The following is a 19,090-nucleotide window of genomic DNA, read 5'->3' as shown; positions in this document are numbered from 1 at the left end:
CACCCAGGGGATACCGTCGGGGTCGAGCCGGGAGGTGGGGGCCGTGGGTGTGACGGGCGTCTGGGTGGTGGGGGCCGTCCCCGATGACGTGGTGCGGGCACACGCGCGTACGCCCCGGCCCGCGGCCCGGGACGAGGAACTGCCGCCGGAGCTCGCGCGGGCGCTCGCCTGGTGGGCCGAAGGCGCTGACACAACGCGGCCTTTGCAAAACGATCCGGTCGCGCTGCGGTTCGCCGAACTCGTCGACTCCGCGAGCGCCGCCGAGGACGACGAGCCGACGCTGACGCTGCAGGACGAACTCATGCACCTCATGCCGCAGATCGAGGGCGAGGGCCCGTTCGCCGCCGCCGCCCGCAAGGCCGGCCCGGTCGCGGCACTCGTCTACGCCCTCGGTCCCGCGGCCTCGGCCCAGTTGCCCGGCAGGTTCGGCGAGTTCCTGCTCACCCACGACGAGCTGGCGGCGGCGCTCCCCGGGGCGGAACGGGCCCTGGACGTCTCCGGGGCCCGCCGGGAGCACGTCCTCGCCCGCGCGGCCGACTGGATGGGCGCCCTGGGCGATCCGGAGTTCGACTCGGCGGAACTGCTCGACGCCCCCTTGCGCGTGCTGCGTCGCGCCGCCCGGTCCGCCCATGGTGCCGCCGCGTTCAGCCGCTGGTACTGAGCCGGACCGCGATCCGCTAGGTTGAACGCGTTCAAAGCGGTGTACGCCAGGGGGGAAGGGGCGGCCATGGGGGCTGGGACGGGGCGGCCGGAGGTACGGACGGGGATCGGGCGCCGGCAGTGGGTGCTCGCGGTGGGGGCCGCGGCGGTGGCGGTGCCCGGGCTGCTCCACGGGCTGGACAGCTATTACGGCGGCTTCTTCGTGATGTCCGTGGTGCCGCTGGCGCTGCCGCCGCTCCTGGCGCGGTTCCCCAGGGTCTTCGCCCAGGCCTGCGTCGTCATCGCGCTCGCGCTGATCGTCTGGTCCGTCATCGGCGCGGCGATCGCGATGTACGTGTTCCTGCCCTCGGCCGCGTTCCTCCTGCTGGCGGCGGCCGCCGGACCGCGCGGGGCCGGCGTCGCTCAGGGGCGTATCCAGCAGTAGAGGCGCCGTCCGTCCGCCGTGGCGCGGCCGGCCAGCCCGGCGAGCTCCTTGAGGAACAGCCCGAGGACGTCCGGACCGTGGACGCCGTGGAGGCCTTCGGAGGTACGGGACCACCCCATGGCGACGTCGTCGAGCAGATCCGCGTCGAAGGCGGCGAGTGCGTCGCGGAAACTGTCGGTGAGGGAGACGGCGACCACCCTGCCCTCACCGGCCACCCCCACCAGGGCGCCGCGGCGCGGGTCGGAGCGCACGTCCTCGGGTGCGCGGCCGGTGATGAGGACCTCCGCGGGGAGCAACTCCACGACCGGGTCGATGCCCTGGGTCACGTGCTGGTCGCGGCTGCCGGCCTCGGCCCGGCGGAACTCGCGGACCACGGCGCGGGCGGCGTCCTTGTCGTCGGCGGCGGAGTAGTACCCGTAGAGAACACCCATGTATCGGATGATCTCAGCGGGCACTGACAACGGCCCCCGCCCACCGGGCCGTTACCCGTCCTCGCCCGCCTCCGTGGCGTCCGCGTCCCCCGCCTGCGCCTCCCCCGCCTCCGCCGCGAGGTCCGCCAGGAAGTCAAGCGCCACCGCCCACGTCTGCTCGGCCGCCTCCGCGTCGTAGTCGTCGAGGTCCGGGTCGGTGAAGAGGTGGCCGGCCCCGTGGTAGCGGTGGATCTCCACGTCGGCGCCCGCCTTGCGCATGCGCAGGTACCAGGCGTTCAGCCAGTCGTCGGGCTCGAAGGGGTCGGGCTCGGCGACGTGCAGCTGGACAGGGAGGTCGGTGGTGGCGTCGTCGGCGATGTCGGAGGTGCCGTGCAGCAGCAGGAGGCCGCGGGCCTTCTCGTCGGCGAGGGCGAGGTTCTGCGCGATGGAACCGCCCAGCGAGAACCCGGCGTAGACCAGGCCCCGGTCGGAGAGGGGGCCGGAGACGGTGACGGCGCGCATGAGCAGTTCGTCGCGGCCGATCTCGTCCTTGACGGCCATCCCCTCCTCGACGGTGTCCGCGGTGCGGCCCTCGTAGAGGTCGGGCACGTGCACCTCGTGCCCGGCCGCCCGCAGCCGGTCGGCGGCGGCGTGCACGGCGGGACGGAGTCCGTAGGCCGAGTGGAACAGCACGATGGTCATGCCGGAGGTCACAATCTCACGTCCCATGGGTGGTGCACGATCGGGGTACGGGCTCCATCATGCCCGTTACCGTCGAAACCATGGACTCCGTCGTACGGCCGCTGGGCGTGGTGGGCGGCTCCCTCATCGTGACTCTCGCCGTGGGCTGGGCCGTCGACCACGCGCTGCGCCGCGCGGACGCCCGGCACCCGGAGACCCCGCTGTGGAACCTGCTGCGGCGCGCACGGCTGGCGCTCCAGCTGGTGATCTGCAGCTCGCTGCTGCGCGGTTCGTACGAACAGGCGCACCTGGCCCGCGGCCACACCCGGGCGATCGGGCAGGTGCTGACGCTGGTGCTGATCGGGGCCTGTGCCTGGCTGGTGGTCAGGGTCGCGGCGGCCGTGGTGGAGGCCTCGTACTCCCGGTACGCCTCCGCCGCCCAGGACGCGGCGCGGGTGCGGCGGGTGCGGACGCAGGTGACGCTGATCCAGCGGGTGGTCACCGCGGTCGTCGGGGTGGTCGCGGTGGCGGCCATGCTGCTGACCTTCCCCGCAATGCGCGGCTTCGGCGCCTCGATGCTGGCCTCCGCGGGCCTGATCGGCATCGTCGCGGGCATCGCCGCCCAGTCGACGCTGGGCAACCTCTTCGCGGGGCTGCAGATCGCCTTCGGGGACATGGTCCGGATCGGCGACGCGGTGGTCGTGGAGGGCGAGTGGGGGACGGTGGAGGAGATCACCCTCACCTACCTGGTGGTGCGCACCTGGGACGAGCGGCGGATCACCATGCCGGTCTCGTACTTCACCAGCAAGCCCTTCGAGAACTGGTCCCGCGGCAACGCCCGGATGACCGGCACCGTCTACTTCCACCTGGACCACGCCACACCCGTCGACCTGATGCGCGAGCACCTCCACGACGTCCTCAAGGAGTGCGAGCAGTGGGACGGCCGGGCCTGGGGCCTGGTGGTGACGGACACCACGCCGTCCACCATCGAGGTGCGGGCGCTGGCCACGGCGAAGGACGCGGACGACATCTGGACGGTGCGCTGCGTGGTGCGGGAGCACATGATCGACTGGCTGCGCCGCGAACACCCGTACGCGCTGCCGCGCATCAACACCGCCGCCGCCCCCGGTCTTGCCGAGGCCCCGGACCGCGAGCAGGCCACGCCCGGGGCGGGCGACATCGGTCCCGGCCCCGGGGCCCGGTAGGGGCCGGGCGGCGGCGCCTACCGGGACACGCGCAGGCTGCGGACGTCGAGCTGGCGCAGCACCCGGTCGACGATCTCGGGGTCGTATCCGGGCTCGCTGCGCGCGGCGAGGACCTCGTGCCGGGCGGCGGAGAACATGTCGCGCTGGACGCGCTCGACGGTCTTGATGCGGCGGACACGGGCGGTGTGCCGGTCGCGCTTCTCGTCGTCGACGATGTCGGGGCAGATCCGGGCCCCGACGTCGAAGGCGCGGCGGTGCAGGAGTTCGGAGACCTCCTCGGAGAAGTCCTCGGTCGCCTCGACCTCCTTCAGCCGCTGCTTGGCGGCGGCCATGGCGCGCAGCGCGAGCAGCATCTCCATGTCGTGCTCCACCTGGGTGTCGCTGCTCACCCCGAGGCGTTTGACGACCTTCGGAAGGGTGAGCCCCTGCAGCACGAGGGTGGTGAGGACGACCGAGAAGGCGATGAAGAGGATCTCGTCGCGCGCCGGGAAGGGCGCGCCGGACTCCGTGGTGTGCGGGATGGCCAGCGCCAGGGCGATGGACGCCACTCCGCGCATCCCGGCCCACCACATGACGACGGTCTCGCGCCACGACAGGGGGATGTCCTCGTCGATGTCGCGCCGTTTGTGCAGTTTCCTGGTGACCGCCGCGGCCGGCATCAGGTAGGCCAGCCGTACGAGGACGACCGCGCCGACGACGATCGCCGCGTGGCTCAGCATGGTGCCCCAGCGGCCGGCGCCGACGCCGAAGACGTTGTGCAGCTCCAGGCCGATCAGCCCGAAGGCGACACCTGTGACGAGCGTGTCGACGACCTCCCAGAAGGTGGCGCCGACCAGCCGCCCGGTCACGTCGTCGGCGTCGCGGGCGTGTTCGGCCAGGAACAGCGCGGTGGTGAGCACGGCGAGGACTCCGGAGCCGTGCGCCTCGTCGGCGATCGCGTAGGAGGCGAACGGGACGAGCAGCGAGAGCCCGATCTGCAGGGTCGGGTCGCCCACGACCCCCATCAGCTTGGAGGCGGTCCAGCCGAGCACGACGCCGACGGCGACCGCGACCACCGCCGACAGCAGCAGTTCACCGAGCGCCTCCGGCCAGGAGAAGGAGCCCGTCACGGCCGCGGCGACGGCCACGTTGTAGACGACGATCGCGGTGACGTCGTTGAAGAGCCCCTCGCCCTCCAGGGTCGACACCATGCGGCGCGGCAGTCCCAGCCGCCCGGCGACGGCGGTCGCGGCCACCGGGTCGGGCGGGGCGACCAGCGCGCCGAGCGCGAGGGCGGCGGCGATGGAGATGCCGGGGACGACGGCGCTGGCGATGGCGCCCACCGCCGCGGTGGTGATCAGCACCAGCGCGACGGCCAGCAGGAAGATGGCCTTCTTGTTGGCGGCGAACTGCCGCCAGGACGTGCGCTGTACGGAGGCGTAGAGCAGCGGCGGCAGCACGAGCGGAAGGATGAGCTCGGGGTTGATCTGCACGTTCGGCACGAACGGCAGGAGGGCCAGGACGACCCCGAGCAACGTCATCAGAACGGGCGACGGCAGCCCCATCCGGTCGCCCAGCGGCACCATCACGATGGCCGCGAGCATCAGGGCGAAGAACAGCGCGAGTTGATCCACACACCCTAGCGTGGCATGCCCGCCGCCCCGGACCCGGTCAGAGCACGCGCCTCATCGACAGGTGCGGAATGCCCGCCTCCTCGTACTCGGCGCCGAAGGAGGTGTAGCCGAGGCGCTCGTAGAAGCCGACGGCGTGGGCCTGGGCGTGCAGTTCGACGGCGGCCAGGCCGTGCCGCCGGGCCTCGTCCTCGATGGCGCGCACCAGGGCGACGCCGATGCCCAGCCCCCGGGAGGCGCCGGTCACGGCGAGCCGCCCGAGGATGCCGGTGCCGTCCTCGCCGAGGAGCAGCCGGCCCGCGCCGAGCGCACCGCCGGGCCCGGTGGCCAGGACGTGCACGGCGTCGGCGTCGTGGGCGTCGTACTCCAGCTCGGCGGGGACCTTCTGCTCGACGACGAAGACCTCGTGCCGGACCGCGTAGTACGCCTTCAGGTCGTCCGGGTCGGCCGCGACGCGGACCTCGTAGGGCTCAGGCACTGTCGGCCCGCACGGTGTCGAGGGCGTACTGCAGGTCGTCCGGGTAGGTGCTCTCGAACTCCACCCAGCGGCCGTCCTCGGGGTGGGAGAAGCCCAGGCGCACGGCGTGCAGCCACTGGCGCGTGAGTTTCAGCCGTTTGGCGAGGGTGGGGTCGGCCCCGTAGGTCAGGTCGCCGACGCAGGGGTGGCGGTGGGCGGCCATGTGGACCCGGATCTGGTGGGTGCGGCCGGTCTCCAGCTTGATGTCGAGCAGGGAGGCCGCGCGGAACGCCTCGACGAGGTCGTAGTGCGTGACGCTGGGCTTGCCCTCCGCGGTCACGGCCCACTTGTAGTCGTGCTGGGGGTGGCGACCGATCGGGGCGTCGATGGTGCCGCTCAGCGGGTCGGGGTGGCCCTGGACCAGTGCGTGGTAGCGCTTGTCGACGGTGCGCTCCCGGAACTGCTGCTTGAGGTCGCTGTAGGCGATCTCCGACTTGGCGACGGCCATCAGCCCCGAGGTGCCGACGTCGAGCCGGTGGACGATGCCCTGACGCTCGGAGGCCCCGGAGGTGGAGATCCGGTAGCCGGCGGCGGCCAGACCGCCGATGACCGTGGTGCCGGTCCAGCCGGGGCTGGGGTGGGCGGCCACGCCCACGGGCTTGTCGATCACGACCACGTGGTCGTCGTCGTGCACGATGCGCATGCCCGGCACCGGCTCGGCGACGACCTCCACGGGGCGCGGCGGCGCGGGCATCTCGACCTCGAGCCAGGCACCGCCCGAGACGCGGTCGGACTTGCCGGCCTCGCTGCCGTCGATCGTCACCTTCCCGGCGGCGGCCAGCTCGGCCGCCTTGGTCCGCGAGAAACCGAACATACGGGCGATGGCGGCGTCGACACGCTCGCCCTCGAGACCTTCGGGGACGGGGAGGGATCGAACTTCGGCAGGCATACTCACCTGATCGAGTATGCCGGATCCCGGGGGCCTCCCCCGCCGCCCCGCTCCCCGGTCAGTCCTTGTGGACGGTTCCGTCCGGGTCCAGACCGCGGAAGGACAGCAGGACGATCAGGATGCCGCCGCAGACGATCGCCGAGTCGGCGAGGTTGAACACGGCGAAGTGGATCGGCGCGATGAAGTCGACGACGTGCCCCTGCAGGAAGCCCGGCGCGCGGAACACCCGGTCGGTCAGGTTGCCGAAGGCGCCCCCCAGCAGCAGCCCGAGGGCGATCGCCCACGGCACGCTGTGCAGCTTGCGGGCGATCCTGGCGATCACCACGACCACCGTGACCGCGATCACCGTGAAGACGATGGTCATGCCCTGGCCGAAGCCGAAGGCCGCGCCGGCGTTGCGCACCGCCTCGAAGCGCAGGTAGCGGCCGAGGACCTCGATGGGCTCGTGGCCCTCGAGGCTGGTCACCACCCAGATCTTGGAGAGCAGGTCGAGGACGTACGCGAGCGCCGCGACGCCGAGGAGCACGGCGATGCGCCGCGGTCCCCTGCCGGTGACCTCGTCCGTACCGCCGGTCGGCTCCTCGGCCGTGTCCGCCGCGGTCTCCTGTGCCTTCGCCATGTGAGTCCTTCAGCCCTGATCTGCGCCAGTCCGGATCCTGACGCAGACGAGGTTACGGCACACACGTCCGAACAGCGGGGCCGCGCGGCTCCGGGCCCCGCGATTCCCCGTGTCCGTGTCGTGCCGCGCGGCCGGCCGGCCGGCCGTCAGTGTCGTTCCTGGCGCTGCTTGCAGTCCACGCAGAGCGTCGCACGGGGGAAGGCCTGCATCCGTGCCTTGCCGATCGGCTTGCCGCAGGACTCGCAGAGCCCGTACGTGCCGGAGTCCAGCCGCTCCAGCGCGTGCTCGGTCTGCGCGAGCATCTCGCGGGCGTTGGCGGTCAGCGCCATCTCGTGCTCGCGCGTGATGTTCTTGGTGCCGGTGTCGGCCTGGTCGTCGCCGGCCCCGTCGCCCGAGTCCCTCAGCAGCCCGGTGATGGCGTTCTCCGAGGTGGTGATCTCCGACCGCAGCCGGTCCATCTCGGCCAGCAGCTCGGCGCGGGCCGCGTCCACCTCCTCCTCGGACCACGGCTCCTCGTCCGGCCGTACGGCCAGGTCGCCCGCGGCGACGGCGCCGGCCGCCTCGGCGATGCGGGCCGTCGGGACCGCCGAGGCGGACGCCCCTGCCGCGGCCGTACCGGCCGCCGTCTTCTTCGCAACCACCTTCTTGGCTCCCGTCTTCGTGGCCTTCGCGGCCTTCGTGGTCTTCGCCGCCCCCCGGGCGGTCGTGCCGGTCCTTGCGGTGGTGCCGGTGCTCGTGGTCCTCGCGGGTGCGGCGGAGGCGGCACCGGCCGTCTTCGCGGCCTTCCCGGCGGTCTTCCCCGCGGTCTTCGCGGTTGCCTTCTTCGCCGGTGCGGTCTTCTTCGCCGGGGCGGCCTTCTTCGCCGGGGCGGCCTTCTTCGCCGCGGTCGGCGCCTTCGCGGGCTTCTCCGCGGCCGTCACCGTCTTCTTGGCGCGAGGCGCGGTCCTGCTCGCCGTGCGTCCCGTGGTCTTGCGCGTGGACGCCGCCTTGGTCGTCGTCTCCTCCGCCACGGCCGCCTTCTTTCCTGCGGCCTTGGCCGCGGTCTTCCCCGCGGCGGACGCCGCGGCCTTCTTCGCGGCGGGTGCCGCCTTGCGTACGACAGCCTTCTTCGCGGGTGCCTTCTTCCCGGCCGCGGCCTTCTTCGCGATGGTGCGCTTGCCCTCGGCCGCTCCCTCACCGGCCGTGGCGGTCCTCCTGCGAGCGGGGGACGCGGCCGGGCGCTCGGCCGCCGCCTTCCGCGCGGTGGGCGCGGCGTTCCTGCGGCTCGCGGAGGCGGCCGCAGGAGCCGTCTTCTTCGCCGTCTTCTTCGTGACGGTGGTCTTCTTCCCCACCATGGCCGAGGCCCCTTCACATATTGTGATCTTGCTCGCGAATCGTGCCGGAACGATAAATCGACTCCGGACCCGCGGCAACGGGGCACGCCGCCTGATCCGCCTGCCGCGCCGGGTCGGGCGGCAGGTCTGCATCCGTTGTGCCCAGCTCTCCGCGAGGTATTCCGGTACCACCGGGTAACAGGGTGCGGACCGGGCCATTCGGGTCACACCGGCCCCCCGCGGAAACCCGGCCGACATCGCACCCCGCGGCCCCTTACACTGGGCGGAGCGAAAGGCGTGGAAGGGGACGAGTAGCGCCGTACGCAGCCCATAGCGACCCGGGGACGGTGGAAGCCCGGGGGCGTGCGCGACGTGAAGATCACCCCGGAGCCGCCGGAAGAAAGCCCGCGAGGGCGAGTAGAGCCGGCAGCGCGACCCCAATGAGGGGGTTGCGGAACGAGCCCGCGAGGGCCCGTCCGCGGCCAAGGAGGGTGGTACCGCGGGAGCAGTCGCAGCAGGCGCTCTCGTCCCTCCGACGGAATACGCACGCGCACGTGTCCGCCGGAGGCAGAACCGATGACGCAGTACCGCCAGGTCCCCGCCCAGGTCGACCTGCCCGCGCTGGAGCACGAGGTGCTCGCGTTCTGGCAGGAGAACAAGGTCTTCGCCCGCTCCCTGGAGCAGACCGAGGGCAGGCCGGAGTGGGTCTTCTACGAGGGCCCGCCGACCGCCAACGGCATGCCCGGCGCGCACCACATCGAGGCCCGCGTCTTCAAGGATGTCTTCCCGCGCTTCAAGACGATGCAGGGCCACCACGTGACCCGCAAGGCCGGCTGGGACTGCCACGGCCTGCCGGTGGAGCTCGCCGTCGAGAAGGAGCTGGGCTTCTCGGGCAAGAAGGACATCGAGGCGTACGGCGTCGCCGAGTTCAACGCCAAGTGCCGCGAGTCCGTGACCCGCCACACCGACGCCTTCGCCGAGCTGACCACCCGCATGGGGTACTGGGTGGACCTCGACGACGCCTACCGGACGATGGACCCGGGGTACATCGAGTCCGTCTGGTGGTCGCTGAAGCAGATCTTCGACAAGGGCCTGCTGGTCCAGGACCACCGCGTCGCGCCCTGGTGCCCGCGCTGCGGCACCGGCCTGTCCGACCACGAACTGGCGCAGGGCTACGAGACCGTGGTCGACCCCTCGGTCTACGTGCGCTTCCCGCTCACCTCCGGCCCGCTCGCGGGCGAGGCCGCGCTCCTGGTGTGGACGACCACCCCCTGGACGCTGGTCTCCAACACCGCGGTCGCCGCCCACCCCGACGTCACCTACGTGGTCGCCACCGACGGCACGGAGAAGCTGGTCGTCGCCGAGCCGCTGCTCGGCAAGGCCCTCGGCGAAGGCTGGGAGGCCACCGGGCAGAGCTTCACCGGCCGCGAGATGGAGCGCTGGACGTACCGGCGCCCCTTCGACCTGGTGGAGATGGAGGGCGCGCACTTCGTCGTCAACGCCGAGTACGTGACGACCGAGGACGGCACCGGCCTGGTCCACCAGGCCCCCGCCTTCGGCGAGGACGACCTCAGGACCTGCCGCGCCTACGGGCTGCCCGTGGTCAACCCGGTGCGCCCCGACGGCACCTTCGAGGAGGAGCTGGAGCTCGTCGGCGGCCAGTTCTTCAAGAAGGCCGACGAAGCCCTCGTCGACGACCTCCAGGAACGCGGGCTGCTCTTCCGGCACCTGCCGTACGAGCACAGCTACCCGCACTGCTGGCGCTGCCACACCGCGCTGCTCTACTACGCGCAGCCGTCCTGGTACATCCGCACGACCGCGGTCAAGGACGCCCTGCTCCGCGAGAACGAGCGCACCAACTGGTACCCGGAGGCGGTCAAGCACGGCCGCTTCGGCGACTGGCTCAACAACAACATCGACTGGGCGCTGTCCCGCAACCGCTACTGGGGCACGCCGCTGCCCATCTGGCGCTGCGAGGAGGGCCACCTCACCTGCGTCGGCTCGCTGGCCGAGCTGTCGGAGCTGACCGGCACCGACCAGACCGGCCTCGACCCGCACCGGCCCTTCATCGACGACGTCACCTTCGCGTGCCCGCAGTGCTCCGCCGAGGCCGTGCGCGTGCCCGAGGTCATCGACGCCTGGTACGACTCGGGTTCCATGCCGTTCGCGCAGTGGGGCTACCCGTACCGGAACAAGGAGCTCTTCGAGGGCACCTACCCGGCGCAGTTCATCTCCGAGGCGATCGACCAGACCCGCGGCTGGTTCTACACGCTGATGGCGGTCGGCACCCTGGTCTTCGACCGGAACGCCTACGAGAACGTGGTCTGCCTGGGCCACATCCTCGCCGAGGACGGCCGGAAGATGTCCAAGCACCTGGGCAACATCCTCCAGCCCATCCCGCTCATGGACCAGCACGGCGCCGACGCCGTGCGCTGGTTCATGGCGGCCGGCGGCTCGCCCTGGGCGGCCCGCCGGGTCGGCCACGGCACGATCCAGGAGGTCGTCCGCAAGACCCTCCTGACGTACTGGAACACGGTCGCCTTCCAGGCCCTGTACGCCCGCACCTCCGGCTGGGCCCCCGGCGACGCCGACCCGGCCCCGGCCGACCGCCCGCTGCTGGACCGCTGGCTGCTGGGCGAGTTGGGCGCGCTGGTCCGGGACGTCACCGACGCGCTGGAGTCGTACGACACCCAGCGCGCGGGCAAGCTGCTCTCGTCCTTCGTCGACGACCTGTCCAACTGGTACGTGCGCCGCTCGCGGCGCCGCTTCTGGCAGGGCGACAAGGCGGCGCTGCGCACCCTGCACGACGTCGTCGAGACGGTGACCCGGCTGATGGCGCCGCTGGTGCCGTTCATCACCGAGCGCGTCTGGCAGGACCTGGTCGTCCCGGTCACCCCGGGCGCCCCCGGGTCGGTGCACCTGGCGAGCTGGCCCACGGTGGACGAGGCGCTGGTCGACCCCGTCCTGTCCGACCAGATGGCCCTCGTGCGCCGCCTGGTGGAGCTGGGCCGCGCCACGCGCGCCGAGTCCGGGGTCAAGACCCGCCAGCCGCTCTCGCGGGCCCTGGTGGCCGCCTCGGGCTTCGAGGCGCTGGGCGAGGAACTGCGCGCGCAGATCGCCGAGGAACTCAACGTCGCCTCCCTGGCGTCCCTGAGCGAGGTCGGCGGCTCCCTTGTCGACACCACGGCCAAGGCCAACTTCCGCGCCCTCGGCAAGCGCTTCGGCAAGGGCGTCCAGGCCGTCGCCAAGGCCGTCGCCGAGTGCGACGCGGCGGCGCTGTCCCTCGCCCTGCGCGAGGGCAACGCCTCCGTGGTCGTGGACGGCGAGCCGGTCGCCCTGACCGCGGAGGAAGTGATCATCACGGAGACCCCGCGGGAGGGCTGGTCCGTCGCGTCCGACTCCGGCGCGACCGTGGCACTCGACCTCGAGATCACCCCGGAGCTGCGGCGTGCGGGCCTCGCCCGCGACGTCATCCGCCTCGTCCAGGAGGCCCGCAAGAACAGCGGCCTCGACGTCGCCGACCGCATCGCGCTGCGCTGGGCCGCGGCCGACGCTGAACTGGCGGAGGCGCTCGCGGAGCACGCCCGGCTCGTCGCGGACGAGGTCCTCGCGACGGACTTCGCCTCCGGCGGACCCGAGGACGGGTACGGTCCCGCCTTCACGGACGAGGCCCTCGGCCTCACCTTCCACCTCCGCAAGCGGTAACCCTCCGGGGCCCGCACATGACGGCTGCGCCGTCGTCCGCCCCAGCGGACTACGGCGCAGCCGTCCTTTTGTGTGCGGCGCCGTTGTGGTTGCTGTTGGGTTTCTCCCCACCCTCCCGCCCTCCCCCAGCCTTCGGCCGGGGGTGCCCCCATCCGGCGCGATTGGTGCGGGGCTCGCTCTGTGGGTTGGTGGGCCGGGGGCGGGGCCTCCGGGGTGGGCATTCTGTACCGCATATTTATGTGCATGACGGGCACCACTCGTCGGTGCCGTCGCTGCCGCACATCAAATACACGTCAGCGTCCAGAACGCCCACCCTCCCCCAGCCTTCGGCCGGGGGTGCCCCCAACTCCCCCACCCCCTCCGCCGGTTCCGCGACCAACGGCCGGTGGGTGGTCAGAAGGCGGTCCGGCGCACCCCGGTTGCCCATCTGCCCCCTCACCGGGGAGACGGGCAGCGCGGCTGTGGGGTCACAGCGCGGTTCGGGGTAACCCCGAGCTACCTCCATGCCCCCCACCGGCCGTTCTGCGCCCATACCTCGGGAGGGGGTGTGTCGGGGTGCGCCCGGAAACGACGAGCGGCGGACGCGGTACCGAATGATGTAGACGCAAACCGCGAGCGTTGAGGACGTGCGCCGGCGCGGCGCCGACCCCAGACGAACTTGCGCAAGCCCGCACCAATCGCGCCGGGCAATCGGGCGGGAGGGCGGGTGGACGCCCGCCGCAGGCGCAACGGACCCGCACACACCCGACCGGGCGGCCCGGCGCAGCCGCCCGCAGGCGCAACGGACCCGCACACACCCCACCGGGCGGCCCGGCGCAGCCGCCCGCAGGCGCCCACAACGTGCACGCAAACAACCAGGTGGCCCGGCGCAACCGACCCGCACACAAGCAACCCCGCCGCACGGACGGGAAAGGGCCGGGCCCCCGAGGGAAGCGATTCCCTGGGGGCCCGGCCCTGTCGTGCCTACCGCAGTCGCGCCGGCGACTAGTTGTCGTCCTCGTCGATGAGGAACCCACGCATCGGCGTCGGCGCCTGCTGCAACGGCGCCGGCCCCTGCGGCCGCACCGGTGCCATGGGCTGCGTCATGGCCGGAGACATCTGCTGCTGGCCGCCGTACGTCGGGTTCTGCCCGCCGACGCCGCCCATGCCCTGGCCGCCGCCGTAGCCCTGACCGCCACCCATGGTGCCGGCGCCGGCCGTGGCCATGCCGCCCATCGTGCCGCCACCCATGGTGCCGCCGCCCATCGTGCCGCCCATGCCTCCGGAACCGGAGGAGAGGGACGCGGCCGCGGGGGTGCGCGGCGGGGCGAGCGAGTCGTCGGCCTGGTTCTCCAGCTGACGCAGCTGGCTCTCCAGGTACGACTTCAGGCGGGTGCGGTACTCGCGCTCGAAGCCGCGCAGGTCCTCGACCTTGCGCTCCAGCGTGGCGCGCGCGGACTCCAGGGAGCCCATCGCCACGCGGTGCTTCTCCTGCGCGTCCCGCTCAAGGGCGTCGGCCTTGGCACGGGCGTCGCGCTCCAGACCCTCGGCGCGGCTGCGGGCCTCGCCGACGATCTTGTTCGCCTCGGCGCGCGCCTCGGCGATCGCCTGGTCGGCCGTCTGCTGGGCGAGCGAGAGCACACGGGCGGCGCTGTCGCCACCGGGGCCCTGCTGCTGCATGGGGTGACCGCCCTGCATGGGGTGCTGCTGACCCATGGGGCCGCCCTGCATCGGCTGGCCCATGGGGCCGCCCTGCATGGGGTGCTGCTGACCCATGGGACCGCCCTGCATCGGCTGGCCCATGGGGCCGCCCTGCATGGGGTGCTGCTGACCCATGGGACCGCCCTGCATCGGACCCTGGCCCATCGGACCGGGGCCCTGCTGTGCGCTGGGCCCGGCGGGCAGGGCGAGGCCACTGCCGGGTCCCTGGGGACCGGGGCCGCCCATCTGCTGCGGCGGCACCGGCTGCGGTCCGGATATGGCGGCGGGCACGGGAGCCCCGGGACCGCGGCCTTCCTGCGGCTCGGGCTTGCGCATGCCTTGCTGCTGGTTCTGGGCGGCGGCACGCGTCGCCGCGGCCAGCTTGGCGCGCAGGTCCTCGTTCTCGCGGAGCAGTCGCGTCAGTTCCGACTCGACCTCGTCAAGGAAGGCGTCGACCTCGTCCTCGTCATAGCCTTCTCGGAGGCGGACGGTCGTGAACTGCTTGTTCCGCACGTCCTCGGGGGTCAGTGGCATCTCTTCACCTCAACGTGATCGTCGACATATCGGGAGCCCGCATCGGTCATCCTCGCAAGCCCCCTACGACGGTGAGCAGGATGTACACGATGATCATCAATACGAAGAAGGACAGGTCGAGCGCCACGCCCCCGAGACGCAGCGGCGGGATGAACCGCCGCAGAAGCTTGAGTGGCGGATCGGTGACAGTGTAGGTGGCCTCCAGGACGACCACCATGGGCTTCCCAGGCTGCCACGATCGGGCGAACTGGAAAACATAGTCCATCACCAACCGGAAGATCAGAACGAGCAGGAAGCACATCAGCGCGATCCACAGCACCTGGAGTGCGATGTCCATCGCGCTTCCCCTCTCCCCTGCTCGTTCATGGGCCTCACGGCCGGTTTCGTACGGTTGCGTATATCAGCTCTGATTGAAGAACCCGCCTTCGGCGATGCGGGCCTTGTCCTCCGCCGTGACATCGACGTTAGCAGGCGACAGCAGAAACACCTTCTGTGTCACCCGCTCGATGCTGCCGTGCAGGCCGAAGACCAGCCCGGCGGCAAAGTCGACAAGTCGCTTCGCGTCGGTGTCGTCCATCTCCGTGAGATTCATGATCACCGGCGTGCCCTCACGGAAGTGTTCCCCGATCGTACGGGCTTCGTTGTACGTCCGGGGGTGGAGTGTCGTGATCCGGTACGGCTCTCGTTCCGACACGACCTTAGGCATGATCACCGGTGCGTTCTTCTCCAGGCTATGGCGTTCTTGTGTGATGGATGCCACTGGGGCGATCCGGGGTTCACGGGGGACCGGGGCGTGCACGATGCGTGCCGGTTCCTCCGGTTGTGTCTGATGTGGTGGCTGGTGGGACTGGTGCGGTCGGCGGGAGCGCTCCGGCTCGGGTTCGGGGTCGAACTCGTCGTCGGGGTCGAAGCCCGGGCCGTCGTACCCGTCGTCCTCCACGAGGCCGAGGTAGACCGCCATCTTGCGCATCGCGCCGGCCATGCTCTGCGTCCTCTCAGCGGGGAAAGACCATATGTTTTGTGTGGTCCGACTTGTTTGGTGACGTTACCCGAGCCCGGACCTGACGCCGAGTACCGCGCTACCGATGCGTACGTGTGTCGCACCGGCGGCGATGGCCTCCTCGAGGTCCGCGCTCATCCCTGCCGAGACCATGTTCGCAGCCGGATGCGCCGCGCGCAGGCAGGATGCGATTTCCGCCAGCCGATCGAAGGCGGCGCGGGGTTGACCCGCGTACGGCCCCGCCAGCGGTGCGACCGTCATCAGCCCGTCGAGCCGGAGCCCGGGGGCGGCGGCGACGGCTTCGGCGATGCCTTCGACGACATCGGGTGCGATTCCGCCGCGGGCGCCCTGCGTCCCGGACTCGGCGTCCAGCGCGACCTGCACCAGGCAGCCGAGCTCGCGGTCGGCCCGCTCCGACTTCAGGACGGCGGCGGAGAGCGCGTCGACCAGCCGGAGGCGGTCGACCGAGTGCACGACGTCCGCGTAGCGCACCACCGAGCGGACCTTGTTGGTCTGCAGCTGCCCCACGAAGTGCCAGGTCAGCGGCAGATCGGCGCAGGCCTCGGCCTTGGGGGCGGCGTCCTGGTCGCGGTTCTCCGCCACCTCGCGGACGCCGAGCCCGGACAGGATCCGCACGTCGCTCGCCGGGTAGGTCTTGGTGACCACGACCAGGGTCACCTCGTCCCTGGCCCGGCCGGCCGCGGCACAGGCCGCCGCGATGCGCTCCTCGACCGCGGCCAGGTTGCCCGCCAGTTCGGCGCTTCGCTCTTGCGTACGGTCAGTCACTCGGTCCGTCCAGCCAGACGTATCCCGCGAGCCGTCCGGTGGTCCGCTCGCGGCGGTAGGAGAAGTGGTCCCCGGACTCCATCGTACAAATATGGGATTTCTCACCCATCGGCACACCCAGCCGGGCGAGTTGGGCGTGCACCCCGGTGGCGATGTCCAGGGAGGGGGTGCCCCAGCTGGTGGTGGCGCGGGCCTCGGGGACGGCGGCGGCGACCTCATCGCGCATGGCCTCGGGCACCTCGTAGCAGGAGCCGCAGACCGAGGGGCCGGTCATCGCGGTGATCCGCTCGGCGCGGGCACCGAGGCCGACCATGGCCTCGACCGCCGCGGGGACGACCCCGGCCAGCAGTCCAGGGCGGCCGGCGTGGGCCGCGGCCACCACGCCGGCGTGCGCGTCGGCCATCAGGACCGGGACGCAGTCGGCGGTCAGCACCGCGAGGGCGAGACCGGGCCGGGTGGTGACGACGGCGTCCACCTCCGGGACCCGGCCGCCGGCCCAGGGGGCGGCGACGACGGCGACGTCGTTGCCGTGCACCTGGTTCATCCAGACCACACGGGCGGGATCGAGGCCCAGCCCGCGTGCGGCGGCGTCGCGGTTGGCGAGGACGGCGGCCGGGTCGTCACCGACCGCGCCGCCGAGGTTGAGGCTGTCGTACGGAGCGGCGCTCACCCCGCCCCACCTGTCGGTGAAGGCGAAGTGGGCGCCGCCCGGACGTGCGTGGTTGAGCGTTATCACGTGTGGCAGTGCTTACTTGAGGAAGTCGGGTACGTCGAGTTCCTCGGCGGCGGTGTCCTGGTACGGACGCGCCGGGGGAACCTGGGGGGCGATCGGCTGGGCCGGCACCTCGGCGACCGGCTCCGGCTTGGGCTCCTCCTCACGCTGGGTGACGCTGCCCAGGCCGCTGAAGGCCGGGCGGGCCGGCTCGGCGGACTGGGCGGCCGGACGGGCCGGGGCCGGGGAGGAGCTCTCCTCGCGGGAGGAGGACGCGTACGAGCCGAGCACCTTGTCGCGGTTGCGGGTCGGCGGCTGGCCGCCGTCGAAGCCGGCCGCGATGACGGTGACGCGGACCTCGTCGCCCAGGGCGTCGTCGATGACCGCGCCGAAGATGATGTTGGCCTCGGGGTGGGCCGCCTCGCTCACCAGCTGGGCGGACTCGTTGATCTCGAAGAGGCCGAGGTCCGAGCCACCGGAGATGGAGAGCAGCACGCCCCGGGCGCCGTCGATGGACGCCTCCAGCAGCGGCGAGGAGATCGCCATCTCCGCCGCGGCGACCGCGCGGTCGTCCCCGCGGGCCGAACCGATGCCCATGAGGGCCGAACCCGCCTCGGACATCACCGACTTCACGTCGGCGAAGTCGAGGTTGATCAGACCCGGGGTGGTGATCAGGTCGGTGATGCCCTGGACACCGGAGAGCAGCACCTGGTCCGCGGAGCGGAAGGCGTCCAGCACGCTCACCTGGCGGTCCGAGATGGACAGCAGCCGGTCGTTGGGGATCACGATGAGGGTGTCGACCTCGTCGCGCAGTCCTGCGATGCCGTCCTCGGCCTGGTTGGCGCGGCGGCGTCCCTCGAAGGTGAACGGGCGGGTCACCACACCGATGGTCAGCGCGCCCAGCGAGCGGGCGATGTTGGCCACGACGGGCGCGCCGCCGGTGCCGGTGCCGCCGCCCTCGCCCGCGGTGACGAAGACCATGTCGGCGCCCTTGAGCACCTCTTCGATCTCCTCGCGGTGGTCCTCGGCGGCCTTGCGGCCGACGTCGGGGTTGGCGCCGGCGCCGAGTCCGCGAGTGAGCTCCCGGCCGACGTCCAGCTTGACGTCGGCGTCGCTCATGAGCAGGGCCTGCGCATCGGTGTTGATCGCGATGAACTCGACGCCCTTGAGACCGACCTCGATCATCCTGTTGATGGCGTTCACGCCACCGCCGCCGATGCCGACGACCTTGATGACTGCGAGGTAGTTCTGCGGTGCTGCCACGTCGAAGGCCTCTCGCCTCGAGTTACGTATACCTGTGGGGACGGTCGGGAAGGCCCGCCGATCCGAACCCTAACCCTGAGGTTTAGGGTTACCAGTATGTCTGTCCCGCACTGTCGTTGGGACAGGACACTAAATCGACAAGCGGTTCGCGTTCAACGAACACGCCGAACCTCCCGTTTTTCTTTTGACCCTATGTGATCACGCCAGAGCCGGACCAACCAGGGTGTCGAACAGAAGGCTGGGACGTCAACCGTCCGATGCGGCAGGGGATGTTGGGGCACTCACGTCGAAGAACTCGGCATCGTGCTCGACTTTCATCAGGGCCGCGAGAGCAACCGCTTTCTCTGCCCCTTGATCCGCGCTCCCCCACATCACCGCACGCCCCCGCGTCAGTTCGACCGTAATGTCGTCATATGAGCGCACCTCGATGAGCTGTGCGTCCCGGTATGCGACCTTCGGCAGGTCCGCCGCGACCTGAACCGCCGCCGCCAATAGCCGCTTTGTCCCAAAAAGTCGATAGCTCGCGGAGTCGCGGTCGGGCCGCAATTCGATGATCGGTACACCCTTCAGGGGAGTGTCCCGCTCGTCGAACCGGAAGCCGTCCGCGTCGACTTCGATGAAGTACCCGTCACCTTTCACCAGGGCGGCGGGAGTTCGCTCCGTCACTTTCAGCGTGATCGTGTGCGGCCACGAACGCTCCACTTCCACCGCGGAGATGCGCGGCAGCCGCGCCTTCAGCCGACGGGCGATCACGTCGGTGTCCACGGAAACCAGCGGCCCGTTGAGCGGGACCTGCGCGGCGTCGCGGACCTCGTCGGGGTGGAGCACCTCGGTGCCCGTCACGCGGACGTGCGTCGCGCGCAGCCAGGCGGAGCCGTACAGCAGCCAGGTGCCGGTGCCGCCCAGCACGGTGGCCGCGGCGAGCGCCGTGAGGACGATGAGGCGCCGGCTCCGCCGCGGCGGGGGCTCGGCCCCGCCGTCCTGGTCGCCGGCCGCCTCGACGGTCGTCGGTACGGCCACTTTCGCCTCCGGGGTCGTCGGAACTGCCTTCCGCTTCCGGGCAGGCTAGTCGTCGTGCTGGG

Annotated in this window: 18 protein-coding genes; 4 read left to right on the top strand and 14 right to left on the bottom strand. The window is 71.7% G+C overall.

The window, feature by feature from the left end; genetic code table 11:
- Positions 1–43: 43 nt before the first annotated feature.
- Together ACFZAU_RS16270 and ACFZAU_RS16265 are read left to right on the top strand one after the other, a co-directional pair.
- Positions 44–661, top strand: coding sequence for a hypothetical protein (locus tag ACFZAU_RS16270; protein WP_500552694.1), 618 nt, complete (start codon positions 44–46; stop codon positions 659–661).
- 66 nt (positions 662–727) lie between these two features.
- A complete protein-coding gene (locus ACFZAU_RS16265; RefSeq protein WP_500552693.1) occupies positions 728–1,084 on the top strand; it encodes a hypothetical protein in 357 nt (118 codons plus the stop codon).
- Here ACFZAU_RS16265 and ACFZAU_RS16260 read toward each other — a convergent pair.
- Positions 1,063–1,515, bottom strand: coding sequence for a hypothetical protein (locus ACFZAU_RS16260; protein ID WP_499607834.1), 453 nt, complete (start codon positions 1,513–1,515; stop codon positions 1,063–1,065). The genes ACFZAU_RS16265 and ACFZAU_RS16260 overlap by 22 nt on opposite strands.
- A 51-nt stretch (positions 1,516–1,566) precedes the next feature.
- Complete coding sequence (locus ACFZAU_RS16255) at positions 1,567–2,196, bottom strand: dienelactone hydrolase family protein (protein WP_500552827.1); 630 nt, start codon at positions 2,194–2,196, stop codon at positions 1,567–1,569.
- 80 nt (positions 2,197–2,276) lie between these two features.
- Here ACFZAU_RS16255 and ACFZAU_RS16250 point away from each other — a divergent pair, with 80 nt between their 5' ends.
- Positions 2,277–3,380 (top strand): mechanosensitive ion channel family protein, encoded by a 1,104-nt coding sequence (locus ACFZAU_RS16250; protein WP_500552692.1) that lies wholly within the window; start codon positions 2,277–2,279, stop codon positions 3,378–3,380.
- A 17-nt stretch (positions 3,381–3,397) separates the two neighbouring features.
- Here the strand turns inward: ACFZAU_RS16250 and ACFZAU_RS16245 are convergent, their stop codons facing one another.
- The 5 genes from ACFZAU_RS16245 to ACFZAU_RS16225 all read right to left on the bottom strand — a co-directional run bounded on the left by ACFZAU_RS16245 (position 3,398) and on the right by ACFZAU_RS16225 (position 8,349).
- Complete coding sequence (locus ACFZAU_RS16245) at positions 3,398–4,993, bottom strand: Na+/H+ antiporter (RefSeq protein WP_500552691.1); 1,596 nt, start codon at positions 4,991–4,993, stop codon at positions 3,398–3,400.
- Positions 4,994–5,030: 37 nt separating this feature from the next.
- Positions 5,031–5,468, bottom strand: a complete 438-nt coding sequence (locus tag ACFZAU_RS16240; RefSeq protein WP_499607826.1) for a GNAT family N-acetyltransferase — start codon at positions 5,466–5,468, stop codon at positions 5,031–5,033.
- Positions 5,461–6,396 carry an RluA family pseudouridine synthase gene (locus tag ACFZAU_RS16235; protein WP_500459735.1) on the bottom strand — a complete coding sequence of 312 codons (936 nt, stop codon included), beginning with the start codon at positions 6,394–6,396 and terminating at the stop codon, positions 5,461–5,463. Before ACFZAU_RS16235 ends, ACFZAU_RS16240 begins: the two co-directional genes overlap by 8 nt.
- Positions 6,397–6,454: 58 nt before the next feature.
- Positions 6,455–7,015: a signal peptidase II gene (gene lspA, locus ACFZAU_RS16230; RefSeq protein ID WP_499607822.1), complete on the bottom strand. Its 561-nt coding sequence runs from the start codon at positions 7,013–7,015 to the stop codon at positions 6,455–6,457.
- Positions 7,016–7,161: 146 nt separating this feature from the next.
- Positions 7,162–8,349, bottom strand: coding sequence for a TraR/DksA family transcriptional regulator (locus ACFZAU_RS16225; RefSeq protein WP_500552690.1), 1,188 nt, complete (start codon positions 8,347–8,349; stop codon positions 7,162–7,164).
- A gap of 555 nt (positions 8,350–8,904) precedes the next feature.
- On the opposite strand from ACFZAU_RS16225, the gene ileS reads away from it, so the two are divergent.
- The gene (gene ileS / locus ACFZAU_RS16220; protein ID WP_500459508.1) at positions 8,905–12,033 is read left to right on the top strand and encodes an isoleucine--tRNA ligase; all 3,129 of its coding nucleotides are present in this window, start codon (positions 8,905–8,907) and stop codon (positions 12,031–12,033) included.
- Positions 12,034–13,017: 984 nt separating this feature from the next.
- Here ileS and ACFZAU_RS16215 read toward each other — a convergent pair.
- From ACFZAU_RS16215 to ACFZAU_RS16185, 7 genes are all read right to left on the bottom strand, one after another.
- Positions 13,018–14,247 carry a DivIVA domain-containing protein gene (locus ACFZAU_RS16215; protein ID WP_500552689.1) on the bottom strand — a complete coding sequence of 410 codons (1,230 nt, stop codon included), beginning with the start codon at positions 14,245–14,247 and terminating at the stop codon, positions 13,018–13,020.
- Between the two features lie 46 nt (positions 14,248–14,293).
- Entirely contained in the window at positions 14,294–14,584 is a 291-nt protein-coding gene (locus ACFZAU_RS16210) for a YggT family protein (RefSeq protein ID WP_018557120.1), read from the bottom strand.
- A gap of 63 nt (positions 14,585–14,647) precedes the next feature.
- On the bottom strand, positions 14,648–15,229 hold the full coding sequence (locus tag ACFZAU_RS16205) for a cell division protein SepF (RefSeq protein ID WP_500552688.1): 582 nt from the start codon (positions 15,227–15,229) through the stop codon (positions 14,648–14,650).
- 63 nt (positions 15,230–15,292) lie between these two features.
- The gene (locus ACFZAU_RS16200) at positions 15,293–16,033 is read right to left on the bottom strand and encodes a YggS family pyridoxal phosphate-dependent enzyme (RefSeq protein ID WP_499607804.1); all 741 of its coding nucleotides are present in this window, start codon (positions 16,031–16,033) and stop codon (positions 15,293–15,295) included.
- Positions 16,026–16,766, bottom strand: a complete 741-nt coding sequence (gene pgeF, locus ACFZAU_RS16195) for a peptidoglycan editing factor PgeF (RefSeq protein ID WP_499607985.1) — start codon at positions 16,764–16,766, stop codon at positions 16,026–16,028. The genes ACFZAU_RS16200 and pgeF overlap by 8 nt, the downstream gene beginning before the upstream one ends.
- A gap of 15 nt (positions 16,767–16,781) precedes the next feature.
- Complete coding sequence (gene ftsZ / locus ACFZAU_RS16190; RefSeq protein ID WP_500552687.1) at positions 16,782–18,008, bottom strand: cell division protein FtsZ; 1,227 nt, start codon at positions 18,006–18,008, stop codon at positions 16,782–16,784.
- A 246-nt stretch (positions 18,009–18,254) separates the two neighbouring features.
- On the bottom strand, positions 18,255–19,028 hold the full coding sequence (locus ACFZAU_RS16185; RefSeq protein ID WP_500552686.1) for a cell division protein FtsQ/DivIB: 774 nt from the start codon (positions 19,026–19,028) through the stop codon (positions 18,255–18,257).
- Positions 19,029–19,090: the final 62 nt, after the last annotated feature.

It is taken from the genome of Streptomyces sp. NPDC008238 (assembly GCF_042956445.1).
GTDB lineage: Bacteria > Actinomycetota > Actinomycetes > Streptomycetales > Streptomycetaceae > Actinacidiphila.
Note: the sequence above shows the minus strand (reverse complement) of the source record. Positions and strands in the feature narration are given on the sequence as shown.

Bases quoted from the DNA above. Each gene is read 5' to 3' on its own strand.
- ACFZAU_RS16265 (WP_500552693.1), top strand. From the start codon at position 728: ATGGGGGCTGGGACGGGGCGGCCGGAGGTACGGACGGGGATCGGGCGC.
- ACFZAU_RS16225 (WP_500552690.1), bottom strand. From the start codon at position 8,349: ATGGTGGGGAAGAAGACCACCGTCACGAAGAAGACGGCGAAGAAGACG.
- ACFZAU_RS16235 (WP_500459735.1), bottom strand. From the start codon at position 6,396: ATGCCTGCCGAAGTTCGATCCCTCCCCGTCCCCGAAGGTCTCGAGGGC.
- ACFZAU_RS16205 (WP_500552688.1), bottom strand. From the start codon at position 15,229: ATGGCCGGCGCGATGCGCAAGATGGCGGTCTACCTCGGCCTCGTGGAG.
- ACFZAU_RS16215 (WP_500552689.1), bottom strand. From the start codon at position 14,247: ATGCCACTGACCCCCGAGGACGTGCGGAACAAGCAGTTCACGACCGTC.
- ACFZAU_RS16260 (WP_499607834.1), bottom strand. From the start codon at position 1,515: ATGGGTGTTCTCTACGGGTACTACTCCGCCGCCGACGACAAGGACGCC.
- ACFZAU_RS16210 (WP_018557120.1), bottom strand. From the start codon at position 14,584: ATGGACATCGCACTCCAGGTGCTGTGGATCGCGCTGATGTGCTTCCTG.
- ACFZAU_RS16255 (WP_500552827.1), bottom strand. From the start codon at position 2,196: ATGACCATCGTGCTGTTCCACTCGGCCTACGGACTCCGTCCCGCCGTG.
- ileS (WP_500459508.1), top strand. From the start codon at position 8,905: ATGACGCAGTACCGCCAGGTCCCCGCCCAGGTCGACCTGCCCGCGCTG.
- lspA (WP_499607822.1), bottom strand. From the start codon at position 7,015: ATGGCGAAGGCACAGGAGACCGCGGCGGACACGGCCGAGGAGCCGACC.
- ACFZAU_RS16250 (WP_500552692.1), top strand. From the start codon at position 2,277: ATGGACTCCGTCGTACGGCCGCTGGGCGTGGTGGGCGGCTCCCTCATC.